Here is a 23,869-nt window from a genome sequence, read left to right as displayed (position 1 = left end):
AGGGATCTTACGGACTAAACGGACTTCACTAACAAGTTCAACGCGGCGACGACGCGCGGCCAGTCGGCGGATCCGGGCGTGATCACTCCGAAGTGCTCGGAGCCCTCGAGGACCCGCAGCGTCGCGCGCCCGTCGGCGGCGTAGGAGCGGGCGACGTCCAGCGGGACCGTGTCGTCGGCGTCGCCGTGCAGGATCGTGACCGGGACACCCGGCGCGGGAAGCGCCGTGGGGTCGGCCACCGCGTACCGGTCGGGCACCTCGGCCGGGGACCCGCCCAGGAACTCCTCGGTCGCGCCGTTGCTGAGGCCGAGCTTCGAGGCCAGTGCGAGATCCGCCACCGGCGCCAGCGCGAGCACCCCGGCGACCCGCTCGCCCGAACGGGTGGCGGCCCAGAGCGCGAGGTGGCCTCCGGCCGAGTGGCCCGCCAGCAGGAACGGCCCGCCCGGGAGCGTGTCGATCGCGGTCGCCACGTCGTCCAGCGTGCCGGGGTAGCCGCCGCCGGGCTGCCCGACCCGGCGGTACTCGGCCAGCAGCACCGCGAACCCGGCTTCGGCCAGCGCCGAGGCCAGCGGCCGGGCGTGCGTCCGGTCGTACGCCGCCCGCCAGTACCCGCCGTGCAGGAACAGCACCCGCGCGACCGGATCCGGCCCGGCCGGGAAGTACTCGGCGACCTGGTCCGGCCCGTCGCCGTAGCGCAGCAACTCACTCATGCGCCCACTATCGCCGACCGATTCCCAGGTCACGGTGCAGACGTGGCACGCTTCGCCCGTGACCACCGCACCGCTCGCCGCCACCCTCCGGCGGATCGAGCGCGCATCGGGCGCGCTGGCCACCCGCAGCGTGGCCCGGATGGACGACACGCTCCCCTGGTTCCGCTCGCTCCCGGCCGATCAGCGCTCCTGGGTGACGCTCGTCGTCCAGGCCGGCATCGGCTCGCTCGTGCAGTGGATGCGCAGCCCGAAGAGCCGCCCCAAGGTGACCGGCGACGTGTTCGGCGCGGCCCCCCGCGAGATGGCCCGGTCGGTGACGCTCCAGCAGGCGCTGGCGATGGTGAAGATCACCGTCGAGGTGGCCGAGGAACAGGCCGGCGAGCTCGCCGCGCCGGGCGAGGAGTCCGAGCTGCGGGAGGCGATCCTGCGCTACTCCCGCGAGGTCGCGTTCGCGACCGCCGAGGTCTACGCCCGGGCGGCCGAGACCCGCGGCGCGTGGGACCTGCGTCTGCAGGCCCTTCTGGTGGACGCTCTGCTGCGCGGCGATCCGGCCGACGCACTGGCCAGCCGGGCCGCCGCCCTGGGCTGGACCGACCTCTCGCCGGTCGCGGTCGTGATCGGGACGGCACCGAACTCGGCGACCGTCACCGTGATGGACTCCGACCAGATCGTCGATAGCCTCGTGCACACCGGACGCCGCGCCGGGCTGGACGTGCTGGCCGGCGTCCAGGGGCAGCGGCTGGTGGCCGTTCTCGGTGGTGCCGACGACCCGGTGCGCGCGACCCAGATGCTGCTGCCCGAGTTCGGGACCGGCCCGATCGTCGTCGGCCACGCGGTGCCCGCGCTGTCCGGGGCACCGGAGTCGGCCCGGGCCGCCGAGGCGGGCTGGCGGGCGGTCGCGGCCTGGCCCGCGGCGCCGCGTCCGGTCGCCGCGGCCGACCTGCTGCCCGAGCGGGTGCTCGCCGGTGACACCGAGGCGCGCCGCCGGTTGGTGTCCGACGTCTACAAGCCACTGGACTCCGCCGGCCCCACTCTCGTCGAGACGCTCTCGGTGTACCTGGACAGCGGCGGCGCGCTGGAGGCGACGGCACGAATCTTGTTCGTTCACCCCAATACCGTGCGTTACCGTCTGCGGCGGATCGGGGAGATCACCACGCTCGTCCCGACCAACCCGCGGGACGCCTTCAGCCTGCGTCTGGCGCTCGCGATCGGCCGCATGCACGGCCAGACGTGAGGCCCGTCACCGGCACACCTCATGGTTTGGAGGAAACCTCCAAAAACCTGCGGAGGAGTTAGTCGCCCGCCATACCGCGAAAGCGGCCCGGAAATTGCGAGGCTCAAGAGGTGCTCGCCCTACTCGCCCCCGGACAGGGCTCGCAGAAGCCAGGCTTCCTCACCCCGTGGCTCACCGGATGGGACGGCGCCGACCGTGCCTCCGCACTGATCGATCAGTACTCGACAGTGACCGGCCTCGAGATCGCGCGGTGGGGAACCGAGGCCGACGCCGACGAGATCCGGGACACCGCCAAGACGCAGCCGCTGCTGGTCGCCGCCGGCCTGATGGTTGCGTCGTTCCTGCCCGTTTCCGACGTGGACGTGGTGGCCGGACACAGCATCGGCGAGCTGACCGCCGCCGCGCTGGCCGGTGTCGTCGGCGGTTCGGCCGCCGTGGAGCTGGCCGCCGTCCGCGGCCGCGAGATGGCTGCCGCGTGCGCGCTCGAGCCGACCGGCATGAGCGCCGTCCTCGGCGGCGTCGAGGACGAGGTGCTGGAACGGCTGGATTCACTCGGCCTCACCCCGGCCAACCGCAACGGCGCCGGTCAGATCGTCGCGGCCGGTCCGCTGCCCGCGCTGGCGAAACTCGCCGACGACCCGCCTGCCCGCGCCCGGATCATCGCGCTGCAGGTCGCCGGCGCGTTCCACACTCCGTACATGGCGCCCGCCCGGGAGGCGCTCGGCGCGGTCGCCGCACGGGTCACCACGACCGACCCGGCGCCCACGCTGCTCTCCAACGCCGACGGCACGGCCGTGCCGACCGGCGCCGAAGCCCTGGCCCGTATCGTCCGTCAGGTGACCTCGCCGGTGCGCTGGGACAGTTGCCAGGAGGCGCTGCTCGGACTCGGCGTGACCGCCGCGATCGAACTGGCGCCCGCCGGGACGCTGGCCGGCCTGGCCAAGCGCGCGATGAAGGGCGTCAAGGTCGTCACCGTCAACACCCCCGACGACCTTCCGGCCGCCGCCGAGCTGATCGGAGCCCGTTCTTGACCAACACGGACATGAGTTACACGGATGGCCCCGGTGCGCGCATCGCCGGGCTCGGCCACTACCAGCCGGCCCGGGTCGTCACCAACGACGACCTCGCGAACGAGTGGGGCGTCGAGACCAACGACGCCTGGATCCAGGACCGGGTCGGCATCAAGGCCCGCCGGTTCGCGGGCCCGGACGAAGACACGCTCACGATGTCGGTGGCCGCGGCGGGCAAGGCGCTGGCGAACGCCGGCATCGAGGCGACCGACGTCGACCTGGTCGTCGTCGCGACGCTGACTCCACCGACCATGCTGCCGAACGTCGCCAGCCAGGTCGCGGCGCGGCTCGGTATCAACGCGCCCGGCTCCTACGACATCAACACCGCCTGCTCGGGCTTCAGCTACGGCCTGGCGACCGCGCAGCACGCGATCACCGCCGGTGCGGCCAAAACCGCGCTCGTCATCGGCGCCGAGAAGCTCACCCAGGTGATGGACTTCACCGACCGGACGACCTGCATCCTGTTCGCCGACGGCGCCGGTGCCGCGGTCGTGACCGCCTCCGCGCGCAACGCCATCGGGCCGGTGCTCTGGGGCAGTGACGGCCCGCGCGGTGACGTCCTGGAGATCGACGACGCGGGCTACATCCGGCAGGAGGGCCAGGCGGTCTTCCGCTGGGCCACCACCAAGCTGGCGCCGTTCGCGCTGCAGGCGTGCGAGCGGGCGGGCGTCGCCCCGGAAGACCTGGTCGCGTTCATCCCGCACCAGGCGAACGTCCGCATCATCGATCACATCGCGAAGCGCCTCGGCGCGACCAACGCGGTGATCGCACGGGACATCATCGAGTCCGGTAACACGTCCTCGGCGTCGATCCCCCTGGCTCTGTCGAAGCTCGTCGAGCGCGGCGAACTGCCCTCGGGCGGCCACGCGCTGCTGTTCGGCTTCGGCGGCGGCCTCACCTACGCCGGCCAGGTAGTCACACTGCCCTGAGCTCGGTCCCCAGCAACAGCGAAAGGAAAACAGCCACTGTGAGCAGCAACGACGAGATCCGTGCCGGCCTGGCGGAAATCCTGGAGGAGATCGCCGACGTCTCCAAGGACGACGTCGCGGACGACAAGTCCTTCACGGACGACCTGGACGTGGACTCGCTGTCCATGGTCGAGGTGGTCGTCGCCGCCGAGGAGAAGTTCGGCGTCAAGATCCCGGACGACGACGTCCAGGGCCTGAAGACCGTGGGCGACGCGGTGGCCTACATCTCCCAGGCACAGGCCTGAGCTTATGACCGAGCGCCCCTCCGCTGAGGTCTCCGCCGCTCCGGCGCCCAACGGTGCCGGCGCTTCTGTCGAGGTGCTCGTCACCGGGCTGGGTGCCACCACCCCGCTCGGTGGCGACGCCGTCTCCACGTGGGAAGCCATGCTCGCCGGCCGGTCCGGTGTGCGGCAGCTTTCCGAGGAGTGGGCCGCCGAGATGCCGGTGCGGATCGCCGCCCGGCTCGCGGTGGAGCCCACCGAGGTGATCGAGCGGGTCAAGGCCCGCCGGATGGACCGGGTCCAGCAGGTCGCCGTCGTCGCTGCCCGCGAAGCGTGGCGGGACGCCGGCGCACCCGAGGTCGAGCCCGAGCGGCTCGCCGTCGTGGTGGGCTCCGGCATCGGCGGCGCGCTGACCCTGCTCGGCCAGTGGGACGTCCTGCGGGAGAAGGGACCCCGCCGGGTCTCGCCGCTGACCGTCCCGATGCTGATGCCGAACGGCCCGGCGGCCGTCGTCGGTCTGGAACTCGGCGCGAAGGCCGCCGTGCGCGCGCCGGTGTCGGCGTGTGCGACCGGTGCCGAGGCGATCGCGATGGGTCTGGAGCTGATCCGGACCGGCAAGGCCGACGTCGTGCTGGCCGGTGGGGCCGAAGCGTGCATCCACCCGCTGCCGATGGCCGGTTTCGCCGCGATGCGGGCGATGTCGACCCGTAACGACGAGCCGGAGCGCGCGTCGCGTCCGTACGACAAGGGCCGGGACGGTTTCGTCCTCGGTGAGGGCGGCGGCATGGTCGTCCTCGAACGGGCCGATCACGCCCGGGCCCGTGGGCGTTCGGGGTACGCGGTGCTGGCCGGTGCCGGTATCACGGCCGACGGCTACGACATCGTCCAGCCCGACCCGTCGGGCAGCGGCCAGGCGCGTGCCGTGTCCGAGGCCCTCCGAGACGGTGGGCTGACCGGCGCGGACATCCAGCACGTCAACGGCCACTCGACGTCGACGCCCGCGGGCGACATGGGTGAGCTGCTGGCGCTCCGCACGGCCATCGGGGATCACCCGGTCGTCACCGCGACCAAGTCGATGACCGGGCACCTGCTCGGCGCGGCCGGCGCGGTGGAGGCGATCGCGACCGTCCTGTCCATCCGGGACGGGATCGTGCCGCCGACGATCAACCTCGAAGACCCGGACGACGGGGTCTGCCTCGACATCGCGGCCAACACGGCGCGGAAGCTGCAGATCACGGCCGCGGTCAACGACTCGTTCGGCTTCGGCGGCCACAACGTCGCGCTGGTGTTCACCGCCCTCTAACAGGCAGAAGCAGGCAGGCCGCTCACCGGGACCGGTGAGCGGCCTTCTGCGTGGGCCTTCCCGGTGAGCACGGCGGCCAGCGCGGTCATCGACGCCGGGATGTTGCCGTACGTCGCCAGCAGCGTCGGGGACTTCGCGGACGCCAGGATGTACGGGACGTCGGTCGCGACCGTGACCGTCGCCGGACGCAGGTCGGCCGCGGTGTCGAGGTAGCCGGCGAGGTGGATCGAGTCGCCGCCGGCTCCGGTTTCGACCCCCTGCGCGGCCAGTGCGGTCTTCAGCGCCGTACGCGCCTCCGTCGTGCCGCCGGTCACGGTCACCGGGCCGCGGACCAGCGCGCCGCTGCACTTTCCCTTCAGCACCGTGACCGCCTTCGCGGCCACCGCGGTGACGACCGCCGCGTGCTCGGGCGACGCCAGCGACGACATCGGCTGCGCCGCCGGCCTCGACGTCAACTTGACGGTGAGAACCCGCGTCACGGCCTCGATCGCCCGCTCACGGGGCAGGCGTCCGGATTTCAGGGCGGCGAGCAGCCCCTGCTGCGCGGCCCCGACGTCGGGCGGCTGCAGCAACATGTCGTTCCCGGCGAGGATCGCCCGCACCGCGACCTCGGCCGGGCCGTACTCGTCGGTCAGCGCCTTCATGTCCAGGCCGTCGGTGATCACCATGCCGGTGAACCCGAGCCGGCCGCGCAGCAGGTCGGTGAGGATCTTGTGGCTCAGCGACGCCGGGTAGTCCGGGTCGATCGCCGGTAACGAGAGGTGGCCGGACATGACGATCTCGCTGCCGGCCTCGATACCGGCCTCGAACGGCGCCAGGTCTTCCCGTTCGAGCGCCGCCCGGTCCTGGGAGAGCACCGGGAGCGCCTCGTGACTGTCCACGTCGGTGTGCCCGTGCCCGGGGAAGTGCTTCAGCGCGGTGGCGACGCCGGTGCTGCGGTAGCCCCGTACGGTCGCGGCCACCTGCTCGCTGACCTTCGCCGGGTCGGCGCCGTACGAGCGCGAGCCGATCACGGTGTTGCCCGGCCCGCCGATCACGTCGGCGTCGGGCGCGAAGTCCACGTCGATGCCGAGCGTCCGCAACTCGGCGCCGGAGACGGCCGCGGCCCGCTCGGTCAGCGCGGCGTCGTCCGACGCGCCGAACGCCATCGCGGTGGGCAGCCGGGTGACGCCCTCGCGGATCCGGGTGACGGTCCCGTGCTCCTGGTCGACGCCGATCATCAGCGGGACACCCGCCGGAAGCCCCTGAGCGCTCTTCTGCAGCCCGGACGTGAGCGCCCGCACCTGCGAGGGTGCCCCGACGTTCGACGCCGGGTTGGTGGGCGCCGTGGGGTCGTCGTTGGAGCGCCGGATCAGGATCACGCCGCCGAGCCGGTACTTCTTCACGATCTCGGCCGGCGTGCCCACGCCGTCGCGGGACACGTTCAGCTGCCGGGTCGCCGGGCTGACGTCGGTGGCGGAGTCGCCGTAGACGAACGGCATCAGCATCTGGCCGACCAGATCGACGTCGGCCAGCTTGCTCGCGATCGCTTTCGCCCGGGTGGCCGCGTCGCCGCCCGCCGGCGCCGGGGACGGGCCCGCCGCGGAGGGCCGGGGCGGAGCGGCCTCGTCGTCGGGCCCGGCATCGGGGCGCAGTACCCAGAAGCCGCCGACGACCAGACCGAGGACCACGACGCCGGCGATCACGAGCAGCAACGGCCGGCGGGGCCCTCGGCTACCGGGACGGTCGAGCCGGGACGGTAAGAGCTGCGCGGAGCGGGGCACCGCCCCACGGTACTCAGCCCGTGCGGTGCAGCCAGGTGACCGGGGCCCCGTCGCCCGCGTGACGGTACGGCTCGAGCTCGAGGTCCCATTCGGCGGCCAGGAGCTTCTCCAGGCCGTGCGCGATCGCGTCCGGGCCGACCGCGGTCGCCAGCAGGCTCCGCAGGCGGTCTTCGGACACCATGATGTCGCCGTTCGCGCTCATCGTGCTGCGGTGGACGCCCCGGCCGGGTACGTGCATGATCCGTTCTCCGTCGACACCGGGGCTGGGCTCCTCGGTGATCTCGAACCGAGTCATCGGCCAGGCACGCAGAGCGGTGGCGATCTCGCCTGCCGTCCCTGGGCTACCGGTCCACTGGGACTCGGTACGCAGGGTCGTAGGATCGGCAGGCTGCGCCGTCCACTTCAGATTCACGGGCACGCCAAGGACCCGTGCGACAGCCCACTCCACATGCGGGCACACCGCAGGCGGGCAGGAGTGGACGTACAAAACGCCACGTGCTGGCACCGGAGACCTCCCGTAGGAACGAGGTACGCCTTCCCCAACGCCCTGTATCCATCGGTAGGTCGACACTCATGATGCCCTCGGGGCGGGTGTCGTGCCAAGCCGTTCTGCCCGGTCAGCTGCCTTGATCGTCGCGCATAAGAGCCGGTTCTGTACCGGTTCTGCCGTTTTCGGCGTGTCGCGCCGCGTCAAGATGGCGCACCGCGTCGTCTACCCGACCCTCCAAACGTTCCAATCGGTGAGATAGCTCTCGGACCGCGGCGAGCAGTTCGGCACTCCGCGCCGCGTCCGCCCGGGAGTCCTGCGCGGCGTCTTCGGCCACGTCTTCGACCGCGTGGGTGATCGCGGCGGAGGCCGCCGAGAACTGGCCGATGAACCAGGCCGCGATGCTCGCGGTCACGATCCCCAGGATCGCGATCCCCGCCAGCATGAGGACGCCGGCCATCCAGCGCCCCTGGGTCGTCACCGGGTACCGGTCGCCGTACCCGACCGTCGTCATCGTCGTCAGCGCCCACCACAGGGCGTCCGGAAACGTCGTGATGTTGGCGTCCGGATCGAGACGCTCGGCGTCGTACACGGTCACCGCGCCGGCGAAGAGCACCCCGACGGCGAGGATCGCCGTGTAGGCGCCGGTCCGGACCTCCAGGCTCTGCCGTGACAGCCGCCCCACGATGCTGACCAGGCCCAGCAGCCGCATCAGCGCCGCCACCAGCCGCAGGCTCCGCAGCGGCGGCACCAGCACGATCACCAGGTCGGGCACGTTCGACCGGACGAACCGCCAGCGGTCAGCCGCGAGCACCAGGCGGACGCAGTACTCGACCACGAACACCACCCAGATGGCCACGTCGGCCCAGTGGAGGGCCTCGCGGATCCCGGGCGAGAGGTCGTGGTCGAGCAGCGGCCAGACCAGCACACCGACGAAGACCAGCGCGAGCACGAGCATGACGTCGTCGGTGCGATCCACGAACCGCTCGTAGGCCCCGTTCCGCCGAGCGGCCGACAGACGCCCGTCCCCGGATCCCCACCAGCGCATTCATCGAGTGTGCCGTGGATCCGGGGGCTTGGCGCGTCGGAAAACCGTCAGGCCGGACGGCGGCGGGAGAACACCGCCTGCCTGCTGTCGGTGGTGCTGTGGGGCTCGTCGACCTCGCCGGGAAGAGCGGCCACGTACGGCGCCGTCTCCATGGCGGGGTCGAGCGTCTGCGGTACCTCTGCCGTCTCGGTCGGGGCCTGTGCGGCCTTTGCCTCTTTCGCGGCCTTCATCTCGGCCGCGAACTTGGCCAGCTCCGACTGAGACGCCTTGACCTTGACCTTGGACGCTTTCTCCAGGTTCTCGTAGAACATACCGAGATGGTGCGCGACCGCACCGACCACGGCGGGCACCAACGGAAGCACCCATTCGTACCAGAACCCCGGGTTCGCACTCCGTGCGATGACGATCGCCGCCAGCGCCGCACCGGACCCCTTGGCCAGGGCCCGGACGAACGCCAACGCGATGAGTACCGCACCGGCCAGCCCGCGGGGCTCGGTGACGGTGAGCGCGCGCGCGTCCCGCCGTCCGAGGTATGTCCCCGCGAGCGCGGCCGTCAGCGTGAAGCCGACCGCCGCCGCCCACATGTTGCTGCCGGTGGTCACCCGGATGGCCGCTGCCGCGACCAGACCACTCCCCAGGGCGATAGCGGCCTGCATCCAGTCATCCTTCTGACCTGGATACCAGTAGTACGTCTCCTCGCCTGTTCCTCGCTCCTTGACGTAACGACCCATCCGCCTGTCTCCGATCCCGTCGCCACGGACCAGTGAGAACCCCCTCGTCGCTGAGGGTGCCCTTTCAATTCTGAAGAGTGATCGACAGAAAATCACGAGTTGCCGCTAACTGATACGACCAAGTGCCGAACGAACATGAGTGAATGGCCTCGCCCTGTTCGTCCCAAACAACCCAATCGCCACGAGCACCCCGCGCGCGCGTCGGGGCCCCACCCGTACTACGGATTCGAACTCGCGTTCGATACTGTGCCGCTATGCAGCGCGAACACCCGCCAGAGCGCGTCGCCCGGGAATTTTGGGTACGCGTGGCGATCGACGGCACCGCTCGCGTGATTCGTGTCGTCGCACGCTCGCCGCAGGACGCACTTCGACGTTTTCCGCAAGATCTGCACCGGGGCGGTCGATTGCAGTACTCCACGGCCGACGGTGACCTCGTGGTCGAGTGGGGCAACGTGGCCACGCTCGAAGTGGGGCCGATCGTCCGAGTCGTCCAGATCGTGGAACCCCGCCGAACCGAACCTTGAAACCGCGGCCGGCGCACTCAGTCACGCGCGGCGCGCCGGAGCAACACGGCGCATCGCGTGGCCGCGACCGTCCGACTCTTGCGTCGCACCCGCGAACGGCTCTAACCTCGCCGTCGTCGATACGCATCGACGAATTCGCGGGGAGGTGTGATGGCCGCGTTCACGAGCAAGGACGTCGCCCGCCTGGCCCGGGTCTCGCAGAGCACGGTCTCGTACGTGATGAGCGGCAAGCGCCCGATCTCCGACGAAACCCGCCGCCGGGTGCTCGACGCGATCGACCACCTCACCTACGAGCCCAACGCCGGGGCGCGGGCGCTCGCCAGCCAGCGCACGAACGTCGTCGGGCTCGTCGTTCCGTTCGGACGCGGCGCCGACACGACCGGCCTGCTGCCGTTCATCGAGACGATCGCCGGGGCCGCACGGGCCCGTGACCACGACGTCCTGCTCGTCACCACCGACGAGGGCGCGGCCGGCATCCGCCGGTTGGCCGGGCGGTCGATGTGCGACGCGATCATCCTGATGGACCTGCACGCCCGCGACGACGACCGCCTCCCGGTCGCGGCCGAGGTCCGTACTCCGGTGATCCTGATCGGCGTGCCCGACGATCCGCACGGGCTGCACTGCGTCGACCTCGACTTCGCGCTGGCGGCCCGGCTCGCCGTCGACGAACTCGCGGCCTGCGGCCACGACCGTCTCGCGCTCGTCGGGCACCCGGCCGAGATCGTGCATCGCGACCTCAACTACGTGAACCGCTTTTATGACGCCGCCCGGCGCACCGCACACGGGCACGGACTGCCGCTGGAGGTCATCGCCCCGGTCGAATGGGGACGCGAGGCCGCCGGGGTGGCCGCCGACCGGCTGGTGGCGCTGGCCGACGGGCACCGGCTCGGCGTGGTCATACCGGCCTCGAACACCGTCCAGCCGATCGTGCACGCGCTGACCGCCCGGGGCCTGGCGCCGGGCCGGGACGTCTCGGTGATCGGCCTCTGCACCGACCTCTCGGCCGCCGAGGGCGAGCCGCCGGTCACGAACGTCTCGCTCGAGCCCAGGGACGTCTCCCGCCGGGCCATGGAAACGCTGTTCCGCCTGCTCGACTCGCCGGTCGCGAGACCGCCCACGATCGAGCTGATCACCCCCGAGCTCACCCGACGGCAGACGGTCATGCCTCCCCCGTAGCGGACGCCGTCGGGCGCCCGCGACCCGTGCCGTTCATCGATACGTATCGACGACGAATCCCTCTCAATCCCCCGTAAGCCGGAGGTTTCCCCCGCCTCCGAAGAAAGGACAGCACATGGATCAGCGCCGATCGATGGTTCGAGCGGCAGCAGCCGCGCTGGCACTCGCGCTCCCACTCGCGATGGCTGGCTGCGGCGACAGCAACAACTCGTCCGGAGACGCGACGAAGTTGCGCGTGCTCGACTACTACAACAACGAACCCGACAAGGGCGTCTACACCAAGGTCCTGAACGACTGCGCGTCGAAGAACGGCGTGACGATCCAGCGCGAGGCGGTACCCGGCGACACGCTCATCCAGAAAGTCCTCCAGCAGAGCTCGTCACGCACGCTGCCGGACGTCCTCATGCTGGACAACCCCGACCTGCAGCAGATCGCCGCGACCGGGGCCCTCTCCCCGGTGACCGACTACGGCCTGAACGCCGACGGCGTCGTGCCCGGCGTCGTCGCGGCCTCGACGTACAAGGGAAAGGTCTACGGTCTGCAGCCGGTCACGAACACGATCGGGCTGTTCTACAACAAGGACATCCTGGCCGCGGCCGGGGTGCAGCCCCCGACCACGTGGGCCGAACTGCGCACCGCGGCGAAGAAGCTCACCAAGGGCAAGCAGTACGGGATCGGGTTCTCGGCGCCGGCCAACTACGAGGGCACCTGGCAGTTCCTCCCGTTCATGTGGTCGAACGGCGGCGACGAGAAGAACATCGCGACGCCGCAGGTCGCCGAAGCCCTGCAGCTCTGGGTCGACCTGCTGAAGGACGGCTCGGCGTCGAAGTCGGTGCTGAACTGGACCCAGGCCGACGTCGCCGACCAGTTCAAAGCAGGCAACGCGGCGATGATGGTCAACGGCCCGTGGCAGTTCCCGCTGCTCAACGAGAACACCGCGCTGCACTACGACGTGGTGCCGATCCCGGCGCCGAAGGCCGGTGGCACCTCGGTCGCCCCGCTCGGCGGCGAGACCTGGACGATCCCGAACACCGGCAACAAGGACAAGCAGAAGAACGCGGCGAAGATCGTCAAGTGCCTGAACAGCGACGAGAACGAGTTGCTGCTGGCCAAGGAGCGGCAGACGGTCCCGACGAAGTTGTCCTTGCAGGACCAGTTCGTCGCCGACCAGCCGTCGATGAAGGCGTTCAGCACGCTGGTGAAGGACGCCCGGGCGCGGACCGGTGAGCTCGGCGCCGACTGGCCGAAGGCCGCGACCAAGATCTACACCGGCGTGCAGAAAGCGCTGACCGGCGGTGCCGCCCCGCTGAAGGCGCTGCAGGAAGCCCAGAATGGTTAGTCCAGCATCCGTCAGCCGGGCGCGCCGAGCGCGCCCGGCGAGGGTGCCGGCGTCCAGGACCCCGACCGGCCGGCGCCGCTACCGGGTGGTCGAGGTGCTGTTCCTCCTACCGGCGATCGCGTACCTCGTGCTGTTCTTCGGTTACCCGGTCGTCAAGAACGTCGTGATGGGGTTCCAGCACTACACGACGTCCACGTTCTACACCGGCGAGGCTCCGTGGGCCGGGTTCGCGAACTACTCCGCGGTGATCGGCTCGTCGGTGTTCGGCAAGGCGCTGCTGAACACCGTGGTGTTCACGGCCGGGTCGATCCTCGGGCAGTTCGTGCTGGGTCTGGGCATCGCGGTGTACTTCCGCCGCCGGTTCCCGCTGTCGGGTCTGCTGCGCTCCCTGTTGCTGCTGCCGTGGCTGATCCCGCTGATCGTGGCCAGCGCGGTCTGGCGCTGGATCCTCGACCAGGACAACGGCGCCCTGAACCGTCTTCTGCCGGGTTCGCCGGGGTGGCTGACCAGCACGTCGCTGGCGCTGATCGCGGTGATCATCGTCAACATCTGGATCGGGATCCCGTTCAACGCGACGATCCTCTACGGCGGGCTGCAGGACATCCCCACCGATCTCTACGAGGCCGCGGCGCTGGACGGGGCCACCGGCTGGCGGGCGTTCCGGTACGTCACCTGGCCGCTGCTGCGGCCGGTGGTGAACGTCGTCCTGGTGCTGGGGCTGGTGTACACGATCAAGGTCCTCGACCTGATCCTCGGGCTGACCCGCGGCGGCCCGGCCAACGCCACCCAGACGCTGGCGACGCAGTCCTACCACCTGTCCTTCGTCGAGTTCGACTTCGGACAGGGGGCGGCCCTGGGCAACATCCTGATCGCGATCTCCCTGGTCTTCGCGTTCGTGTACCTGCGACTGGCCCGGAGGGAAGCATGAAGGGCTGGGGCTGGACTCTCGGCGGCATCGCGATCCTGGCCGTGTTGCTGTTCCCGATCTACTGGATGGTCAACGTCTCGCTGCAGCCGTCCGGCGGTGCGGTCGAGACGCCGTGGATCCCGATCCACCTCGATCTGTCGGGCTACTCGAAGGCGCTGCACGATCAGGGCCGCCACCTGCTGACCAGCCTGGTCATCTCGCTGGGCAGCGTCGGGTTCAGCCTGCTGATCGCGACCCCGGCCGCGTACGCGCTGGCGCAGTTCCGGATCCGCTTCTCCGGAGTGGTGCTGCTCGGCATCCTGCTGAGCCAGATGGTGCCGGGCATCGTGGTCGCGAACGCGCTCTACAGCGCCTACAACGACCTGGGGCTGCTGAACTCGATCGGCGGCCTGATCCTGGCCGACTCCACCGCGGGCATCCCGTTCGCGATGCTCATCCTGCGGGCGTTCATGGGTGCGCTCCCCCGCGAGGTCGTCGAGGCCGCCTGGGTCGACGGCGCCGGACCGGTGCGGACGTTCGTCTCGGTCGTGCTGCCGATGTGCAGGAACGCCCTGGTGACGGCGGCGCTCTTCACGTTCCTGTTCACCTGGGGCGATTTCCTCTTCGCCCTCACCTTGACGACCACCGAGGACGTCCGCCCGGTGACGCTCGGCCTTTACACGTACATCGGGTCGTTCGTCGAGGACTGGAGCTCGGTGATGGCCACCGCCGTGCTCGCATCGATCCCCGCCGTCGTGCTGCTCGTGGTCGCCCAGCGTTACGTCGCCGCGGGCACCACCGCCGGCGCGGTCAAGTAGGAGGAATCGTGAGCTTTTTCTCTACCGATGGCGACGCTCTCGAGGTCCGCTTCCAGCACGAGCTTCTCCGCGTCGAGCCGTGGGGCGCCGACAGCGTCCGGGTGCGGGCGGCTCGGGGTGCCCTCCCCCCGTCCGACGTCGGCGCGCTCGACTCGCGTCCGCCGTCGGCCGGCGTCGAGATCGAGGGAGGGACGCTGGTCAACGGCGAATTGACCGTGCAGGTCTCGATCGCCGAGGACGACGGTTTCCCCTTCCCGGTCGTCCGGTTCGTGCGGACGTCGACCGGAGAGGAGTTGCTCGCCGAGGAGCGGGAGCACTTCTGGTGGCCGGGCGCCCGGGTCCTGTACGGGAACCGGTCGGGGGCCGGTGAGCTGCACCAGCAGTTCAAGGCCTACCCGGGCGAGCGGCTGTACGGGATGGGCCAGCGCACCCACGGCCGGCTGGACCACAAGGGCCTCGCGCTCGACCTGGTGCAGCGCAACGCCGAGGTGTCGATCCCGTTCGTGCTGAGCAACCGGGGCTACGGGTTCCTGTGGAACAACCCGGCGGTGGGCCGGGTGGAGTTCGCCGACAACGTGACCCGGTGGACGGCCACCCAGGCCCGGGCGATCGACTACTGGATCACCGCGGGAACGCCGGCCGACATCCTGGCCCGGTACGCGGACGCGACCGGCCACGCGCCGCGGCTGCCGTCGTGGGCCTCGGGATTCTGGCAGTGCAAGCTGCGGTACCGGAGCCAGGAGGAGCTCCTGGAGGTGGCCAGGGAGCACCGTCGCCGTGGGTTGCCTCTAGAGGTGATCGTGTCCGACTTCTTCCACTGGCCGGCGATGGGCGACTACCGCTTCGACCCGGCGGAGTACCCGGACCCCGAGGCGATGATGGCCGAGCTCGATTCGCTGGGCGTGCGGCTGATGGTGTCGATCTGGCCGACGATCTCGCCGCTCTCGGAGAACTACGAGACGCTGCGGGACCACGGGATGCTGGTCGGCACCGACCAAGGCGCGGAGTTCCACGCGACGATCCGCGACAAGGGCATGGACGTGCCGATGCCGATCGCGTTCCACGATCCGACGAACCCGGCGACCCGGGAGTTCCTCTGGTCGGTGGCGAAGAAGAACTACTACGACCTGGGCGTCCGGGTCTGGTGGCTGGACGCCTGTGAGCCGGAGCTCAACCCGGGCCACCCGGGGAACCTGCAGTTGTTCGCCGGGCCGGGCGCCGAGGTGGTGAACGTCTATCCGCGGGACACCGCGCGGATGTTCTTCGACGGGATGAACACCACCGACGACCCCGAGACCGTGCTGCTGTGCCGGTCGGCCTGGGCCGGGTCGCAGAAGTACGGCGCGGCGGTGTGGTCGGGTGACATCCCGGCGACCTGGGACGCGCTGCGGCGCCAGGTGCGGGCCGGGCTGTCGATCGCGATCGCCGGGATTCCGTGGTGGACCACCGACATCGGCGGGTTCCACGGCGGGGACGCGTCGGACGAGGCCTACCGGGAGCTGATCGTCCGGTGGTTCCAGTACGGGGCGTTCTGCCCGCTGTTCCGGTTGCACGGAAACCGCGAGCCGCGGATGACGACCGGGTGGGACATGACCGGGGGGCCGAACGAGGTGTGGGCGTTCGGGGAGACCGCCTACCCGATCATCCGGGACGTGATGTTCATGCGGGAGCGGCTGCGGCCGTACCTGCACGCGCAGCTGGACCTGGCGGCGTCGGAGGGGTTGCCGGCGATGCGGCCGCTGTTCGTCGACTTCCCGTCCGACGACGAGTCGTGGCGCGTCGACGACGCTTTCATGTTCGGCCCGGACGTGCTGGTGGCGCCGGTGCTGGAAGCGGGCGCCCGGTCGCGGCCGGTCTACCTTCCGGCCGGGGCGTCCTGGACCCACGTCTGGAGCGGCTCGGTCCACCCGGGCGGCACGGTCATCGAGGCGGACGCTCCGCTGCACGAGATCCCGGTCTACCTCCGCGACGGAGCGTCGGTCCCGGTGGCCGGCTGATCGTCGCCCCTGGCTTCCTGAGAGTTCGGAGAAAACTCTCAGGAAGCCGCTCCGACGGCCGATCGGCAACGACCGGGGAGCAGTACTTCAGTACTGCGGCGGAGCGGAGGGGACGCGCACATGGCCTCATCGGGACGCACCCGATTCGGTGACCTGAGCGTCAAGGCGAAGATTCTCGGGGCGGTGTCGGTCGCTGTGCTGATGGGGGTGCTGGTGGGCGCGGAGACGCTCGTGGCGCTGAACTCGTCGAGCAACCGGGCCCAGCACCTCTACAGCGCCAACATCGCCAGCATCAAGGCGCTCGGCGATCTGGACGTCGCCATGCGGCAGGTTCGCGTCGACCTGCGCGACGAGCTGATCTCGCAGGACGCACCCACCATCGCCAAGTACACGCAGGCGTACCAGGACGACGTCACGACGGTGAACGAGGCCGTCGACGCGTACCGCCGCACCAATCCGGCCGGTAGCGCGGCCGTCGTCGCGCACCTGGAAGACCGCTGGACCGCCCTGCAGCAGCTGGCGCCGACGTTGCTGCGGTACGGCGCCGGCAACCAGCTCGCGGCCTGGCAGCGGGTCCGGGACACCACCCTGCTCCCGATCGCGAAGGCGATCTCGGCCGACATCTCCACCCTGCGAACGGCGGAGTCGGATGCCGCCGCGGCGGCCGCGGCCGCCGCGCTTTCGGGGTACCGGACCAGCCGCTGGCAGACGATCGCTCTCCTGGCCGCCGGCTCGGTCGTCGGACTGGCGCTCGGCTTCGTGGTGGCGCGAGGCATCGTCCGGTCGCTGAACCGGGTCAAGGACGTCTGCCTGGGCCTCGCGGAGGGTGACCTGACCCGCGTCACCGGGCTCTCGTCCCGGGACGAGCCGGGCCAGATGGGGCAGGCCCTGGACACCGCGACCGGGCGGCTGCGCTCCACCGTCCAGACGATCGAAGGCTCGGCGACGTCGCTGGCCGGCGCCACCGAGCAGCTCTCCGGTGTCGCCGTGCAGATCGCGGCGTCGGCAGAGGAAACGTCCGCCCAGGCCCAGACCGTGGCCGCCTCGGCCGACGAGATCACCCAGAGCGTGCACACGGTGTCCGCCGGAAGCGAGGAGATGGGCGCCTCGATCCGGGAGATCTCCCAGAACGCCGCCGAGGCGGCCCGGGTGGCTTCGGACGCCGTCACGCTCACCGCGGCCACGTCGGAGACCATGAACAGACTCGGCGCGTCGTCGGCCGAGATCGGCAACGTGATCAAGGTGATCACCAGCATCGCCGAGCAGACCAACCTGCTCGCGCTGAACGCCACCATCGAGGCCGCTCGGGCCGGCGAGTCCGGCAAGGGCTTCGCCGTGGTCGCCGGCGAGGTGAAGGACCTGGCTCAGGAGACCGCGAAGGCCACCGAGGACATCTCGCGGCGCGTGGAGGCGATCCAGGCCGACGCCACGGGGGCGGTCACGGCGATCGAGGAAGTCTCCCAGGTCATCCAGCGCATCAGCGACTTCCAGACGACGATCGCCTCCGCCGTGGAGGAGCAGACCGCGACGACGTCCGAGATGAGCCGGAGCGTCAGCGAGGCCGCGCAGGGCACCGGCACGATCTCGGGCAACATCGCCGGCGTCGCCGATTCGGCTCGGTTGACCACCGAGGGGGTCAACCAGACCCAGCAGGCCACCGCCGAGCTGGCCCGCATGTCGGCCGACCTGGGGACGCTCGTGGCCGGCTTCCGCGTCTGACGGTGGTCAGCGCCCGGGCAGGACGACCCGGGGCAGGCCGGGCGGGCGGCTCCGGGGTTGCCACTCCCGCGGATAGCCGAGCGAGACCTCGTCGAACCGGACGCCGTCGATCGTGTCGCTCAGCGGAATGTGCAGGTGGCCGTAGACCGCGACCGCGGCCCGGTAGCGGACGTGCCAGTCGGAGGTGAGCTTCGTGCCGCACCACTGCGCGAAGTCCGGATAGCGCAGGCGCTCGGTCGGTCGCCGATGCAGCGGCCAGTGCGAGACGAGCACGGTCTGCTGGTCGTCCGGGAGCTCGGTGTCGAGCCGCTCCCGGGTGGCCGCGACCCGGGCCCGGCACCAGTCGCCGCGCGTCTCGTACGGGTCGGGGTGCAGCATCGCCTCGTCGCTGCAGACGACGCCGACGTCGTAGGCCTGGGCCAGGGCCTGCTCCTGGGTCAGGCCGTCCGCGCGGAACGAGTAGTCGTAGAACGTGAACAGCGGGGCGATCGTCACCGGGTCGCCGCCGCCGTCCCAGACCGGGTACGGGTCTTCCGGCGTGGTCACGCCGAGCGCGCGGCAGGCCTCGACCAGCGTCCGGTACTTCGTGTCGCCGCGCGGTGCGCCCGGGTCCTTCGCCGAGGTCCAGAGCTCGTGGTTGCCCGGTACCCAGAGAACGTTCGCGAACGAGAGCGTCAGCACCTTGAGCGTCCAGACGACGTGCTCGATCCGCTCGGCGACGTCCCCGGCCACGATCAGCCAGTCGTCCTCCGCGAGCGGGCGCAGCGACCGCACCACGTCCCGGTTCTCCTTGTACCCGACGTGCAGGTCACTGACCGCGAGCAGGTTCCCCATCCCACCCAGACTAGCCAACCAGAACCCCTCCCACCCCACCCGACGGAGGACCGATCACTCGTCGCGCAGAGCCGTCCGGAGTTGTTCACAGAACTCGGCGAACAGGGCGGGATCCTTGAGCTGCACGTCGGTCACGTGCAGCACCCTCCACCGGCGTGCCCGAGCTTGTTGAGGCGGATCCGGGTCCTCGTCTCCTGGGGTGACTCGGCCCGGGGATCGGCGAGCGCGATCGCCCGTGCCTCCGCGCTGCCCGGGTCGGCGGCGGTCCAGCGGTCCATCGCCTGCTGACGCGGCCGCCGGTGGCGGAACAGGAGGTCGAGCGCGACGGCCCGGGCCCGCTCCGGCCGTCCCCACCCCCGACACGAAATCGTTCCTACGCCGCTCGTCGTAGGAACGATTTCTGGTTGCTCACGGGTGGGTCGCCCACTTCTGGCCGGGGCGGGGGTCGTAGCGGACGGTGCGGTGGGTGGCGGTGAGCAGCTCACGGGCGTCCGCCAGGGAACGGAGGAGACCGGCCGCTCGGGCCTGCACCAGGACGTTGCCGAGCGCAGTGGCCTCCACCGGACCCGCGACGACCGGCAGGCCGGTCGCGTCGGCGGTCAACTGACAGAGCAGCGCGTTGCGCGCGCCGCCACCCACCAGGTGGACGACGTCGACGTCGCGCCCGGCCAGCGACGCCGCCGAACGGATCGCGCGCCGGAAGGCCAGCGCCAGGCTGTCGAGGATGCAGCGGACGACCTGGTCCGGCGAGGACGGCACCGGCTGGTCGGTCTCGCGGGCGTACGCGGCGATCCGTGACGGCATGTCACCGGGCGGCAGGAACCGGGCGTCGTCGACAGCGATGATCGTGCGACCGGCCGGAACATCCGCCGCGCCGGCCAGCAGCGCCGCGAGGTCGGCCGGCGGGCCGGACCGCTCCCACCAGCGCACCGACTCCTGCAGCAGCCAGAGCCCCATCACGTTCCGCAGGTACCGGACGGTCCCGTCGATCCCGGCCTCGTTCGTGAAGTTGGCCTCCCGGCTCGCCTCGCTGAGCACGGGCCGGTCGAGTTCCAGGCCGGCCAGGCCCCAGGTTCCGCACGAAATGTAGGCGAACCGGGAGCTCACCGCGGGCACCCCGATCACCGCCGACGCGGTGTCGTGCGAGGCCACGGCGATCACCGGCGCGTCGTAACCGATCTCGTCGGCCACGTCGGGCCGCAGGCGGCCCAGCGACGAACCCGGCTGCCGCAGCGGCGGCAGCAACTCCGGCCGGAGGCCGAGCTCGGCCGCCAGGTCCACGTCCCAGGTGCGGGTGCGGACGTCGAGCAGCTGGGTCGTCGAGGCGTTGGTGACCTCCGCCCCGATCGAGCCGGTCAGCCAGTAGCCGATCAGGTCCGGGACCAGCAGCAACGTGCTCGCGGCCCGGTACGCGGCGGTGTCCCGGGCCGCGACCAGCTGGTAGATCGTGTTGAACGGCAGCTCCTGCAGCCCGGATCGCCGGTAGAGCCGGTCGGGGGCGACCTGTCGGCCGACCGCGGCGGCGACGCCCTCGGTGCGCTCGTCGCGGTAGTGCACGGGGACGCCCAGGAGCGCTCCGGACTCGTCGAGCAGCCCGTAGTCGACGGCCCAGGAGTCGACGCCGATGCTGCTGACTTTTCCCGCCGCGCGAAGGCCTTTCAGCGTCTCCCGGTAAAGACCCGGGAGGTCCCAGTGCAGGGTCCCGGCCAGGCGCACCGGCTCGTTGGCGAACCGGTGCGCCTCGGTGAGATCCAGCGTGCCGGGCCCCACCCGGCCGACCACGACGCGCCCGGAGGACGCGCCGAGGTCGACCGCCGCGAAGAGACTCACCGCAGGAACGCCGCGGCGACGCCGGCGTCCACCGGCACGTGCAGGCCGGTGGTGTGCGTCAGCTCGCCGCCGACCAGCGCGAACGCGGCGTTGGCGACGTGGTCGGGCAACACTTCGAGCTTGAGCAGCGTCCGCTGGGCGTAGTACTTGCCCAGGTCCTCCTCGTCGACGCCGTAGACGGCGGCACGGGAGGCGCCCCAGCCCCCGGCGAAGATCCCGGAGCCGCGGACGACGCCGTCGGGGTTGATGCCGTTGACCCGGATGCCGTGCGCGCCCAGTTCGGCCGCGAGCAGCCGGACCTGGTGGGCCTGGTCGGCCTTGGCCGCCGAGTAGGCGACGTTGTTCGGGCCGGCGAAGACGCTGTTCTTGGACGAGATGTAGATGATGTCGCCGCCCATGCCCTGAGCGGTCATCACTCGCGCGGCCTGCTGCGCCACCAGGAACGAGCCCTTGGCCAGGACGTCGTGGAGCAGGTCCCAGTCGGCCTCGGTCGTCTCCACCAGCGGCTTGGAGATCGACAGGCCGGCGTTGTTGACGACGAGGTCGACGCCGCCGAACGCGAGCGCGGCCGCATCGAAGGCGGCCCGGACGCCCCCGGCGTCGGTGACGTCGGCCTGGACGCCGATCGCCGCGTCCTCGGTGCCCAGTTCTTCCGCCGCGTGCCGGGCCTTGGCGAGGTCGAGGTCCGCGATCACCACGCACGCGCCCTCGGCCGCGAACCGAGCCGCGATCGCCTTGCCGATGCCGCTGGCCGCACCCGTGACCAGCGCGACCCGGCCGACCAGGGCCTTCGGCTTCGGCAGGCGCTGCAGCTTGGCCTCCTCGAGAGCCCAGTACTCGATCCGGAACTTCTCCGACTCCGGGATCGGGGCGTACGTCGAGAGGGCCTCGGCGCCGCGCATGACGTTTATCGCGTTGACGTAGAACTCGCCGGCGACGCGGGCGGTCTGCTTGTTCGCGCCGAAGCTGAACATGCCGACGCCCGGCACCAGGACGATCGCCGGGTCGGCGCCGCGCATGGCCGGGCTCGACGCGTCCGCATAGCGGTTGTAGTAAGCCGCGTAGTCCTCGCGGTAGGCCGCGTGCAGCTCGCCCAGCCGGGCGGTGATCTCCTCGACGGTGGCACTCGACGGCAGGTCGACCACCAGCGGCCGGACCTTCGTGCGCAGGAAGTGGTCGGGGCAGGACGTGCCCAGCGCGGCGAGCGGAGCGAGCTTCTCGCGGGACAGGAATTCGAGCACGGCGTCGCTGTCGGTGTAGTGCCCGACCTGCGGTTTGTCGGTCGACGCCAGACCGCGGACCACCGGGGCAAGTGCGGCCGCCTTGGCGTGCCGCTCGTCCGGAGGGAGGGGCTCGAAGCCGGCGACGTTGTCCCCGAACGGCTCGGCGGCGCCCTGCGACGCGAGGTGAGCGGCCGCGGTCTCGATGATCCACCGTGAGTTGGCCTCGGCCTCCGCGCTCGTGTCGCCCCACGCGGTGATGCCGTGCCCGCCCAGGACGGTGCCGATCACCCCGGGGTTCCCGGCCTTGATCGCGGCGATGTCGAGGCCGAGCTGGAAACCGGGCCGGCGCCACGGCACCCACGCGACCCGGCCGCCGAAGATCTGGGCGGTCAGCTTCTCGCCGTCCGCCGCGGTCGCGATCGCGATGCCGGAGTCCGGGTGCAGGTGATCGACGTGCGCCGCATCCACCAGGCCGTGCATGGCGGTGTCGATCGACGGCGCGGCACCGCCGCGGCCGTGGAGGCAGTAGTCGAACGCGCCGACCATGTCGTCCTCGCGGTCGAGTCCCGGGTAGACGTCGACGAGGCTGCGCAGGCGATCGAGGCGGAGGACCGCGAGACCGGACTCCGTCAGCGTGCCGAGGTCGCCCCCGGAGCCCTTGACCCACATCAGCTCGACCGGGCGGCCGGTGACCGGATCGGTCTCTTCGCCCTTGGCCGAGGTGTTGCCGCCGGCGTAGTTGGTGTTGCGCGGGTCGGCACCCAGCCGGTTGCTCCGAGCGACGAGCTCGGCGACGGTCTCGTTCATGCGCCCCACCCCGCCTGCGTACCTCCGACTCGGTCCTTGACGATCTGCTCGGCGTAACCCGAGCGCCGGTAGGCGGCCATCGGGTCCGGGTCGAGGCCGTTGGCTTCGCGCAGTTCCGCGAGCAGCGGGCGGACGTCGGTGTTGTAGGCGTCCATGAACACCGCGTTCGCGCCGAGCACGTCACCGTCTTCCTGCGCGGCCGCGAGCGCGTCCCGGTCGACGAGCAACGCCTTCGCGGTGGCCTCCTGGACGTTCATCACCGACCTGATCTGCCCCGGGATCTTCGGCTCGATGTTGTGGCACTGGTCGAGCATGAACGCGATCTCGGTGTCGGGGGCGAGACCTCCGCCGCGCAGCACCTCGAACAGGATGCGGAACAGCTGGAACGGGTCCGCGGCGCCGACCATCAGGTCGTCGTCGGCGTAGAAGCGGGAGTTGAAGTCGAACGCCCCGAGCTTCCCGGCCCGCAGCAGCACCGCGACGATCATCTCGATGTTCGTGCCGGGCGCGTGGTGGCCGGTGTCCACACAGACCACGGCCCGCTCGCCGAGCGTCAGCGTGTGCGCGTAGGCGGTACCCCAGTCGGGGACGTCGGTGGCGTAGAACGCGGGCTCGAAGAGCTTGTACTCGAGCAGCATCCGCTGGTGGTCGCCGAGGCGCGCGTACACCTCGGCCAGTGCCTCCGCGAGGCGGTCCTGCCGCGCGCGGAGGTCGTCCTGGCCCGGGTAGTTGATGCCGTCGGAGAACCAGAGCTTCAGGTCGCGCGACCCGGTCCGGTCCATGATGTCGACGCATTCCAGCAGGTGGTCGGTGGCTTTACGCCGAATCGCGGCCGACGGGTTGGTGACGCTGCCGAGCATGTAGTCGTTGTCCTGGAACACGTTCGAGTTGATCGTGCCGAGCGTGACGCCCTGGTCCTCGGCGTAGCGGGCCAGGTCGGCGTAGTCGTCGGTCTTGTCCCAGGGGATGTGCAGCGCGACCGTCGGGGCGGCACCGGTGTACTTGTGCACCTGGGCGGCGTCGGCGACCTTCTCGTACGGGTCGCGCGGGACGCCGGCCTGCGGAAAGACCTTGAACCGGGTCCCCGAGTTCGCGAACGCCCACGAGGGCAGCTCGATGTGTTGGCTGTTGAGTACGTCAGTGACTCGGGACATCGCAAT

The 23,869-nt window shown here is 71.0% G+C and carries 21 protein-coding genes and 1 pseudogene; 12 read left to right on the top strand and 10 right to left on the bottom strand.

Features of this window, described 5'->3' with window-relative positions:
- Positions 1-14: 14 nt before the first annotated feature.
- Entirely contained in the window at positions 15-710 is a 696-nt protein-coding gene (locus ACIBZJ_RS06520; protein WP_395926269.1) for an alpha/beta hydrolase family protein, read from the bottom strand.
- Here ACIBZJ_RS06520 and ACIBZJ_RS06515 point away from each other — a divergent pair.
- The 5 genes and pseudogenes from ACIBZJ_RS06515 to ACIBZJ_RS06495 all read left to right on the top strand — a co-directional run bounded on the left by ACIBZJ_RS06515 (position 709) and on the right by ACIBZJ_RS06495 (position 5,506).
- On the top strand, positions 709-1,944 hold the full coding sequence (locus tag ACIBZJ_RS06515) for a PucR family transcriptional regulator (RefSeq protein WP_395926267.1): 1,236 nt from the start codon (positions 709-711) through the stop codon (positions 1,942-1,944). The genes ACIBZJ_RS06520 and ACIBZJ_RS06515 overlap by 2 nt on opposite strands.
- Before the next feature lie 110 nt (positions 1,945-2,054).
- Positions 2,055-2,972: pseudogene (locus ACIBZJ_RS06510) on the top strand (ACP S-malonyltransferase); the annotation flags it as partial.
- A gap of 14 nt (positions 2,973-2,986) precedes the next feature.
- The gene (locus ACIBZJ_RS06505; protein WP_395926264.1) at positions 2,987-3,943 is read left to right on the top strand and encodes a beta-ketoacyl-ACP synthase III; all 957 of its coding nucleotides are present in this window, start codon (positions 2,987-2,989) and stop codon (positions 3,941-3,943) included.
- Between the two features lie 38 nt (positions 3,944-3,981).
- Positions 3,982-4,227: an acyl carrier protein gene (locus ACIBZJ_RS06500; RefSeq protein ID WP_395926260.1), complete on the top strand. Its 246-nt coding sequence runs from the start codon at positions 3,982-3,984 to the stop codon at positions 4,225-4,227.
- A gap of 4 nt (positions 4,228-4,231) precedes the next feature.
- Positions 4,232-5,506 (top strand): beta-ketoacyl-[acyl-carrier-protein] synthase family protein, encoded by a 1,275-nt coding sequence (locus ACIBZJ_RS06495; protein ID WP_395926258.1) that lies wholly within the window; start codon positions 4,232-4,234, stop codon positions 5,504-5,506.
- Here the strand turns inward: ACIBZJ_RS06495 and ACIBZJ_RS06490 are convergent.
- From ACIBZJ_RS06490 to ACIBZJ_RS06475, 4 genes are all read right to left on the bottom strand, one after another.
- Positions 5,503-7,200 (bottom strand): glycoside hydrolase family 3 protein, encoded by a 1,698-nt coding sequence (locus ACIBZJ_RS06490; RefSeq protein ID WP_395927726.1) that lies wholly within the window; start codon positions 7,198-7,200, stop codon positions 5,503-5,505. The two genes, ACIBZJ_RS06495 and ACIBZJ_RS06490, sit on opposite strands and share 4 nt — an antisense overlap.
- Positions 7,201-7,282: 82 nt before the next feature.
- Positions 7,283-7,774 carry a DUF3145 domain-containing protein gene (locus tag ACIBZJ_RS06485; RefSeq protein WP_395926256.1) on the bottom strand — a complete coding sequence of 164 codons (492 nt, stop codon included), beginning with the start codon at positions 7,772-7,774 and terminating at the stop codon, positions 7,283-7,285.
- A gap of 112 nt (positions 7,775-7,886) precedes the next feature.
- Positions 7,887-8,804 carry a potassium channel family protein gene (locus ACIBZJ_RS06480; protein ID WP_395926254.1) on the bottom strand — a complete coding sequence of 306 codons (918 nt, stop codon included), beginning with the start codon at positions 8,802-8,804 and terminating at the stop codon, positions 7,887-7,889.
- 47 nt (positions 8,805-8,851) lie between these two features.
- Positions 8,852-9,460 (bottom strand): hypothetical protein, encoded by a 609-nt coding sequence (locus tag ACIBZJ_RS06475; protein ID WP_395926252.1) that lies wholly within the window; start codon positions 9,458-9,460, stop codon positions 8,852-8,854.
- A gap of 329 nt (positions 9,461-9,789) precedes the next feature.
- Here ACIBZJ_RS06475 and ACIBZJ_RS06470 point away from each other — a divergent pair, with 329 nt between their 5' ends.
- From ACIBZJ_RS06470 to ACIBZJ_RS06440, 7 genes are all read left to right on the top strand, one after another.
- The gene (locus ACIBZJ_RS06470) at positions 9,790-10,059 is read left to right on the top strand and encodes a hypothetical protein (protein ID WP_395926250.1); all 270 of its coding nucleotides are present in this window, start codon (positions 9,790-9,792) and stop codon (positions 10,057-10,059) included.
- 150 nt (positions 10,060-10,209) lie between these two features.
- Entirely contained in the window at positions 10,210-11,235 is a 1,026-nt protein-coding gene (locus ACIBZJ_RS06465) for a LacI family DNA-binding transcriptional regulator (RefSeq protein WP_395926248.1), read from the top strand.
- A 115-nt stretch (positions 11,236-11,350) separates the two neighbouring features.
- Positions 11,351-12,574 carry an extracellular solute-binding protein gene (locus ACIBZJ_RS06460; RefSeq protein ID WP_395926246.1) on the top strand — a complete coding sequence of 408 codons (1,224 nt, stop codon included), beginning with the start codon at positions 11,351-11,353 and terminating at the stop codon, positions 12,572-12,574.
- Complete coding sequence (locus ACIBZJ_RS06455; RefSeq protein ID WP_395926244.1) at positions 12,567-13,502, top strand: carbohydrate ABC transporter permease; 936 nt, start codon at positions 12,567-12,569, stop codon at positions 13,500-13,502. The genes ACIBZJ_RS06460 and ACIBZJ_RS06455 overlap by 8 nt, the downstream gene beginning before the upstream one ends.
- On the top strand, positions 13,499-14,299 hold the full coding sequence (locus ACIBZJ_RS06450; RefSeq protein WP_395926242.1) for a carbohydrate ABC transporter permease: 801 nt from the start codon (positions 13,499-13,501) through the stop codon (positions 14,297-14,299). The genes ACIBZJ_RS06455 and ACIBZJ_RS06450 overlap by 4 nt, the downstream gene beginning before the upstream one ends.
- A gap of 8 nt (positions 14,300-14,307) precedes the next feature.
- Entirely contained in the window at positions 14,308-16,296 is a 1,989-nt protein-coding gene (locus tag ACIBZJ_RS06445) for a TIM-barrel domain-containing protein (protein ID WP_395926240.1), read from the top strand.
- A 120-nt stretch (positions 16,297-16,416) separates the two neighbouring features.
- On the top strand, positions 16,417-18,015 hold the full coding sequence (locus ACIBZJ_RS06440; RefSeq protein ID WP_395926238.1) for a methyl-accepting chemotaxis protein: 1,599 nt from the start codon (positions 16,417-16,419) through the stop codon (positions 18,013-18,015).
- 6 nt (positions 18,016-18,021) lie between these two features.
- On the opposite strand, the gene ACIBZJ_RS06435 is transcribed toward ACIBZJ_RS06440, so the two are convergent.
- The 5 genes from ACIBZJ_RS06435 to rhaI form a co-directional block, all read right to left on the bottom strand.
- Positions 18,022-18,849 (bottom strand): metallophosphoesterase family protein, encoded by an 828-nt coding sequence (locus ACIBZJ_RS06435; RefSeq protein WP_395926236.1) that lies wholly within the window; start codon positions 18,847-18,849, stop codon positions 18,022-18,024.
- Between the two features lie 131 nt (positions 18,850-18,980).
- Complete coding sequence (locus ACIBZJ_RS06430; protein ID WP_395926234.1) at positions 18,981-19,127, bottom strand: hypothetical protein; 147 nt, start codon at positions 19,125-19,127, stop codon at positions 18,981-18,983.
- Between the two features lie 130 nt (positions 19,128-19,257).
- Positions 19,258-20,679 carry a rhamnulokinase family protein gene (locus ACIBZJ_RS06425; RefSeq protein WP_395926232.1) on the bottom strand — a complete coding sequence of 474 codons (1,422 nt, stop codon included), beginning with the start codon at positions 20,677-20,679 and terminating at the stop codon, positions 19,258-19,260.
- Positions 20,676-22,709 carry a bifunctional aldolase/short-chain dehydrogenase gene (locus ACIBZJ_RS06420; protein WP_395926230.1) on the bottom strand — a complete coding sequence of 678 codons (2,034 nt, stop codon included), beginning with the start codon at positions 22,707-22,709 and terminating at the stop codon, positions 20,676-20,678. Before ACIBZJ_RS06420 ends, ACIBZJ_RS06425 begins: the two co-directional genes overlap by 4 nt.
- Positions 22,706-23,863: an L-rhamnose isomerase gene (gene rhaI, locus ACIBZJ_RS06415; protein ID WP_395926228.1), complete on the bottom strand. Its 1,158-nt coding sequence runs from the start codon at positions 23,861-23,863 to the stop codon at positions 22,706-22,708. The genes ACIBZJ_RS06420 and rhaI overlap by 4 nt, the downstream gene beginning before the upstream one ends.
- Between the last annotated feature and the right edge of the window lie 6 nt (positions 23,864-23,869).

The sequence above is a fragment of the Cryptosporangium sp. NPDC051539 genome (assembly GCF_044454545.1).
Lineage (GTDB): Bacteria > Actinomycetota > Actinomycetes > Mycobacteriales > Cryptosporangiaceae > Cryptosporangium.
The sequence above is the reverse complement of the archived record's forward strand: the minus strand, read 5'-3'. Positions and strand labels throughout refer to the sequence as shown.

Coding starts and splice junctions, on each gene's coding strand:
- ACIBZJ_RS06515 (WP_395926267.1), top strand. CDS start 709: ATGCGCCCACTATCGCCGACCGATTCCCAGGTCACGGTGCAGACGTGG.
- ACIBZJ_RS06520 (WP_395926269.1), bottom strand. CDS start 710: ATGAGTGAGTTGCTGCGCTACGGCGACGGGCCGGACCAGGTCGCCGAG.
- ACIBZJ_RS06505 (WP_395926264.1), top strand. CDS start 2,987: ATGAGTTACACGGATGGCCCCGGTGCGCGCATCGCCGGGCTCGGCCAC.
- ACIBZJ_RS06495 (WP_395926258.1), top strand. CDS start 4,232: ATGACCGAGCGCCCCTCCGCTGAGGTCTCCGCCGCTCCGGCGCCCAAC.
- ACIBZJ_RS06480 (WP_395926254.1), bottom strand. CDS start 8,804: ATGCGCTGGTGGGGATCCGGGGACGGGCGTCTGTCGGCCGCTCGGCGG.
- ACIBZJ_RS06475 (WP_395926252.1), bottom strand. CDS start 9,460: ATGCAGGCCGCTATCGCCCTGGGGAGTGGTCTGGTCGCGGCAGCGGCC.
- ACIBZJ_RS06470 (WP_395926250.1), top strand. CDS start 9,790: ATGCAGCGCGAACACCCGCCAGAGCGCGTCGCCCGGGAATTTTGGGTA.
- ACIBZJ_RS06465 (WP_395926248.1), top strand. CDS start 10,210: ATGGCCGCGTTCACGAGCAAGGACGTCGCCCGCCTGGCCCGGGTCTCG.
- ACIBZJ_RS06460 (WP_395926246.1), top strand. CDS start 11,351: ATGGATCAGCGCCGATCGATGGTTCGAGCGGCAGCAGCCGCGCTGGCA.
- ACIBZJ_RS06455 (WP_395926244.1), top strand. CDS start 12,567: ATGGTTAGTCCAGCATCCGTCAGCCGGGCGCGCCGAGCGCGCCCGGCG.
- ACIBZJ_RS06450 (WP_395926242.1), top strand. CDS start 13,499: ATGAAGGGCTGGGGCTGGACTCTCGGCGGCATCGCGATCCTGGCCGTG.
- ACIBZJ_RS06440 (WP_395926238.1), top strand. CDS start 16,417: ATGGCCTCATCGGGACGCACCCGATTCGGTGACCTGAGCGTCAAGGCG.
- ACIBZJ_RS06435 (WP_395926236.1), bottom strand. CDS start 18,849: ATGGGGAACCTGCTCGCGGTCAGTGACCTGCACGTCGGGTACAAGGAG.
- ACIBZJ_RS06430 (WP_395926234.1), bottom strand. CDS start 19,127: ATGGACCGCTGGACCGCCGCCGACCCGGGCAGCGCGGAGGCACGGGCG.
- ACIBZJ_RS06420 (WP_395926230.1), bottom strand. CDS start 22,709: ATGAACGAGACCGTCGCCGAGCTCGTCGCTCGGAGCAACCGGCTGGGT.
- rhaI (WP_395926228.1), bottom strand. CDS start 23,863: ATGTCCCGAGTCACTGACGTACTCAACAGCCAACACATCGAGCTGCCC.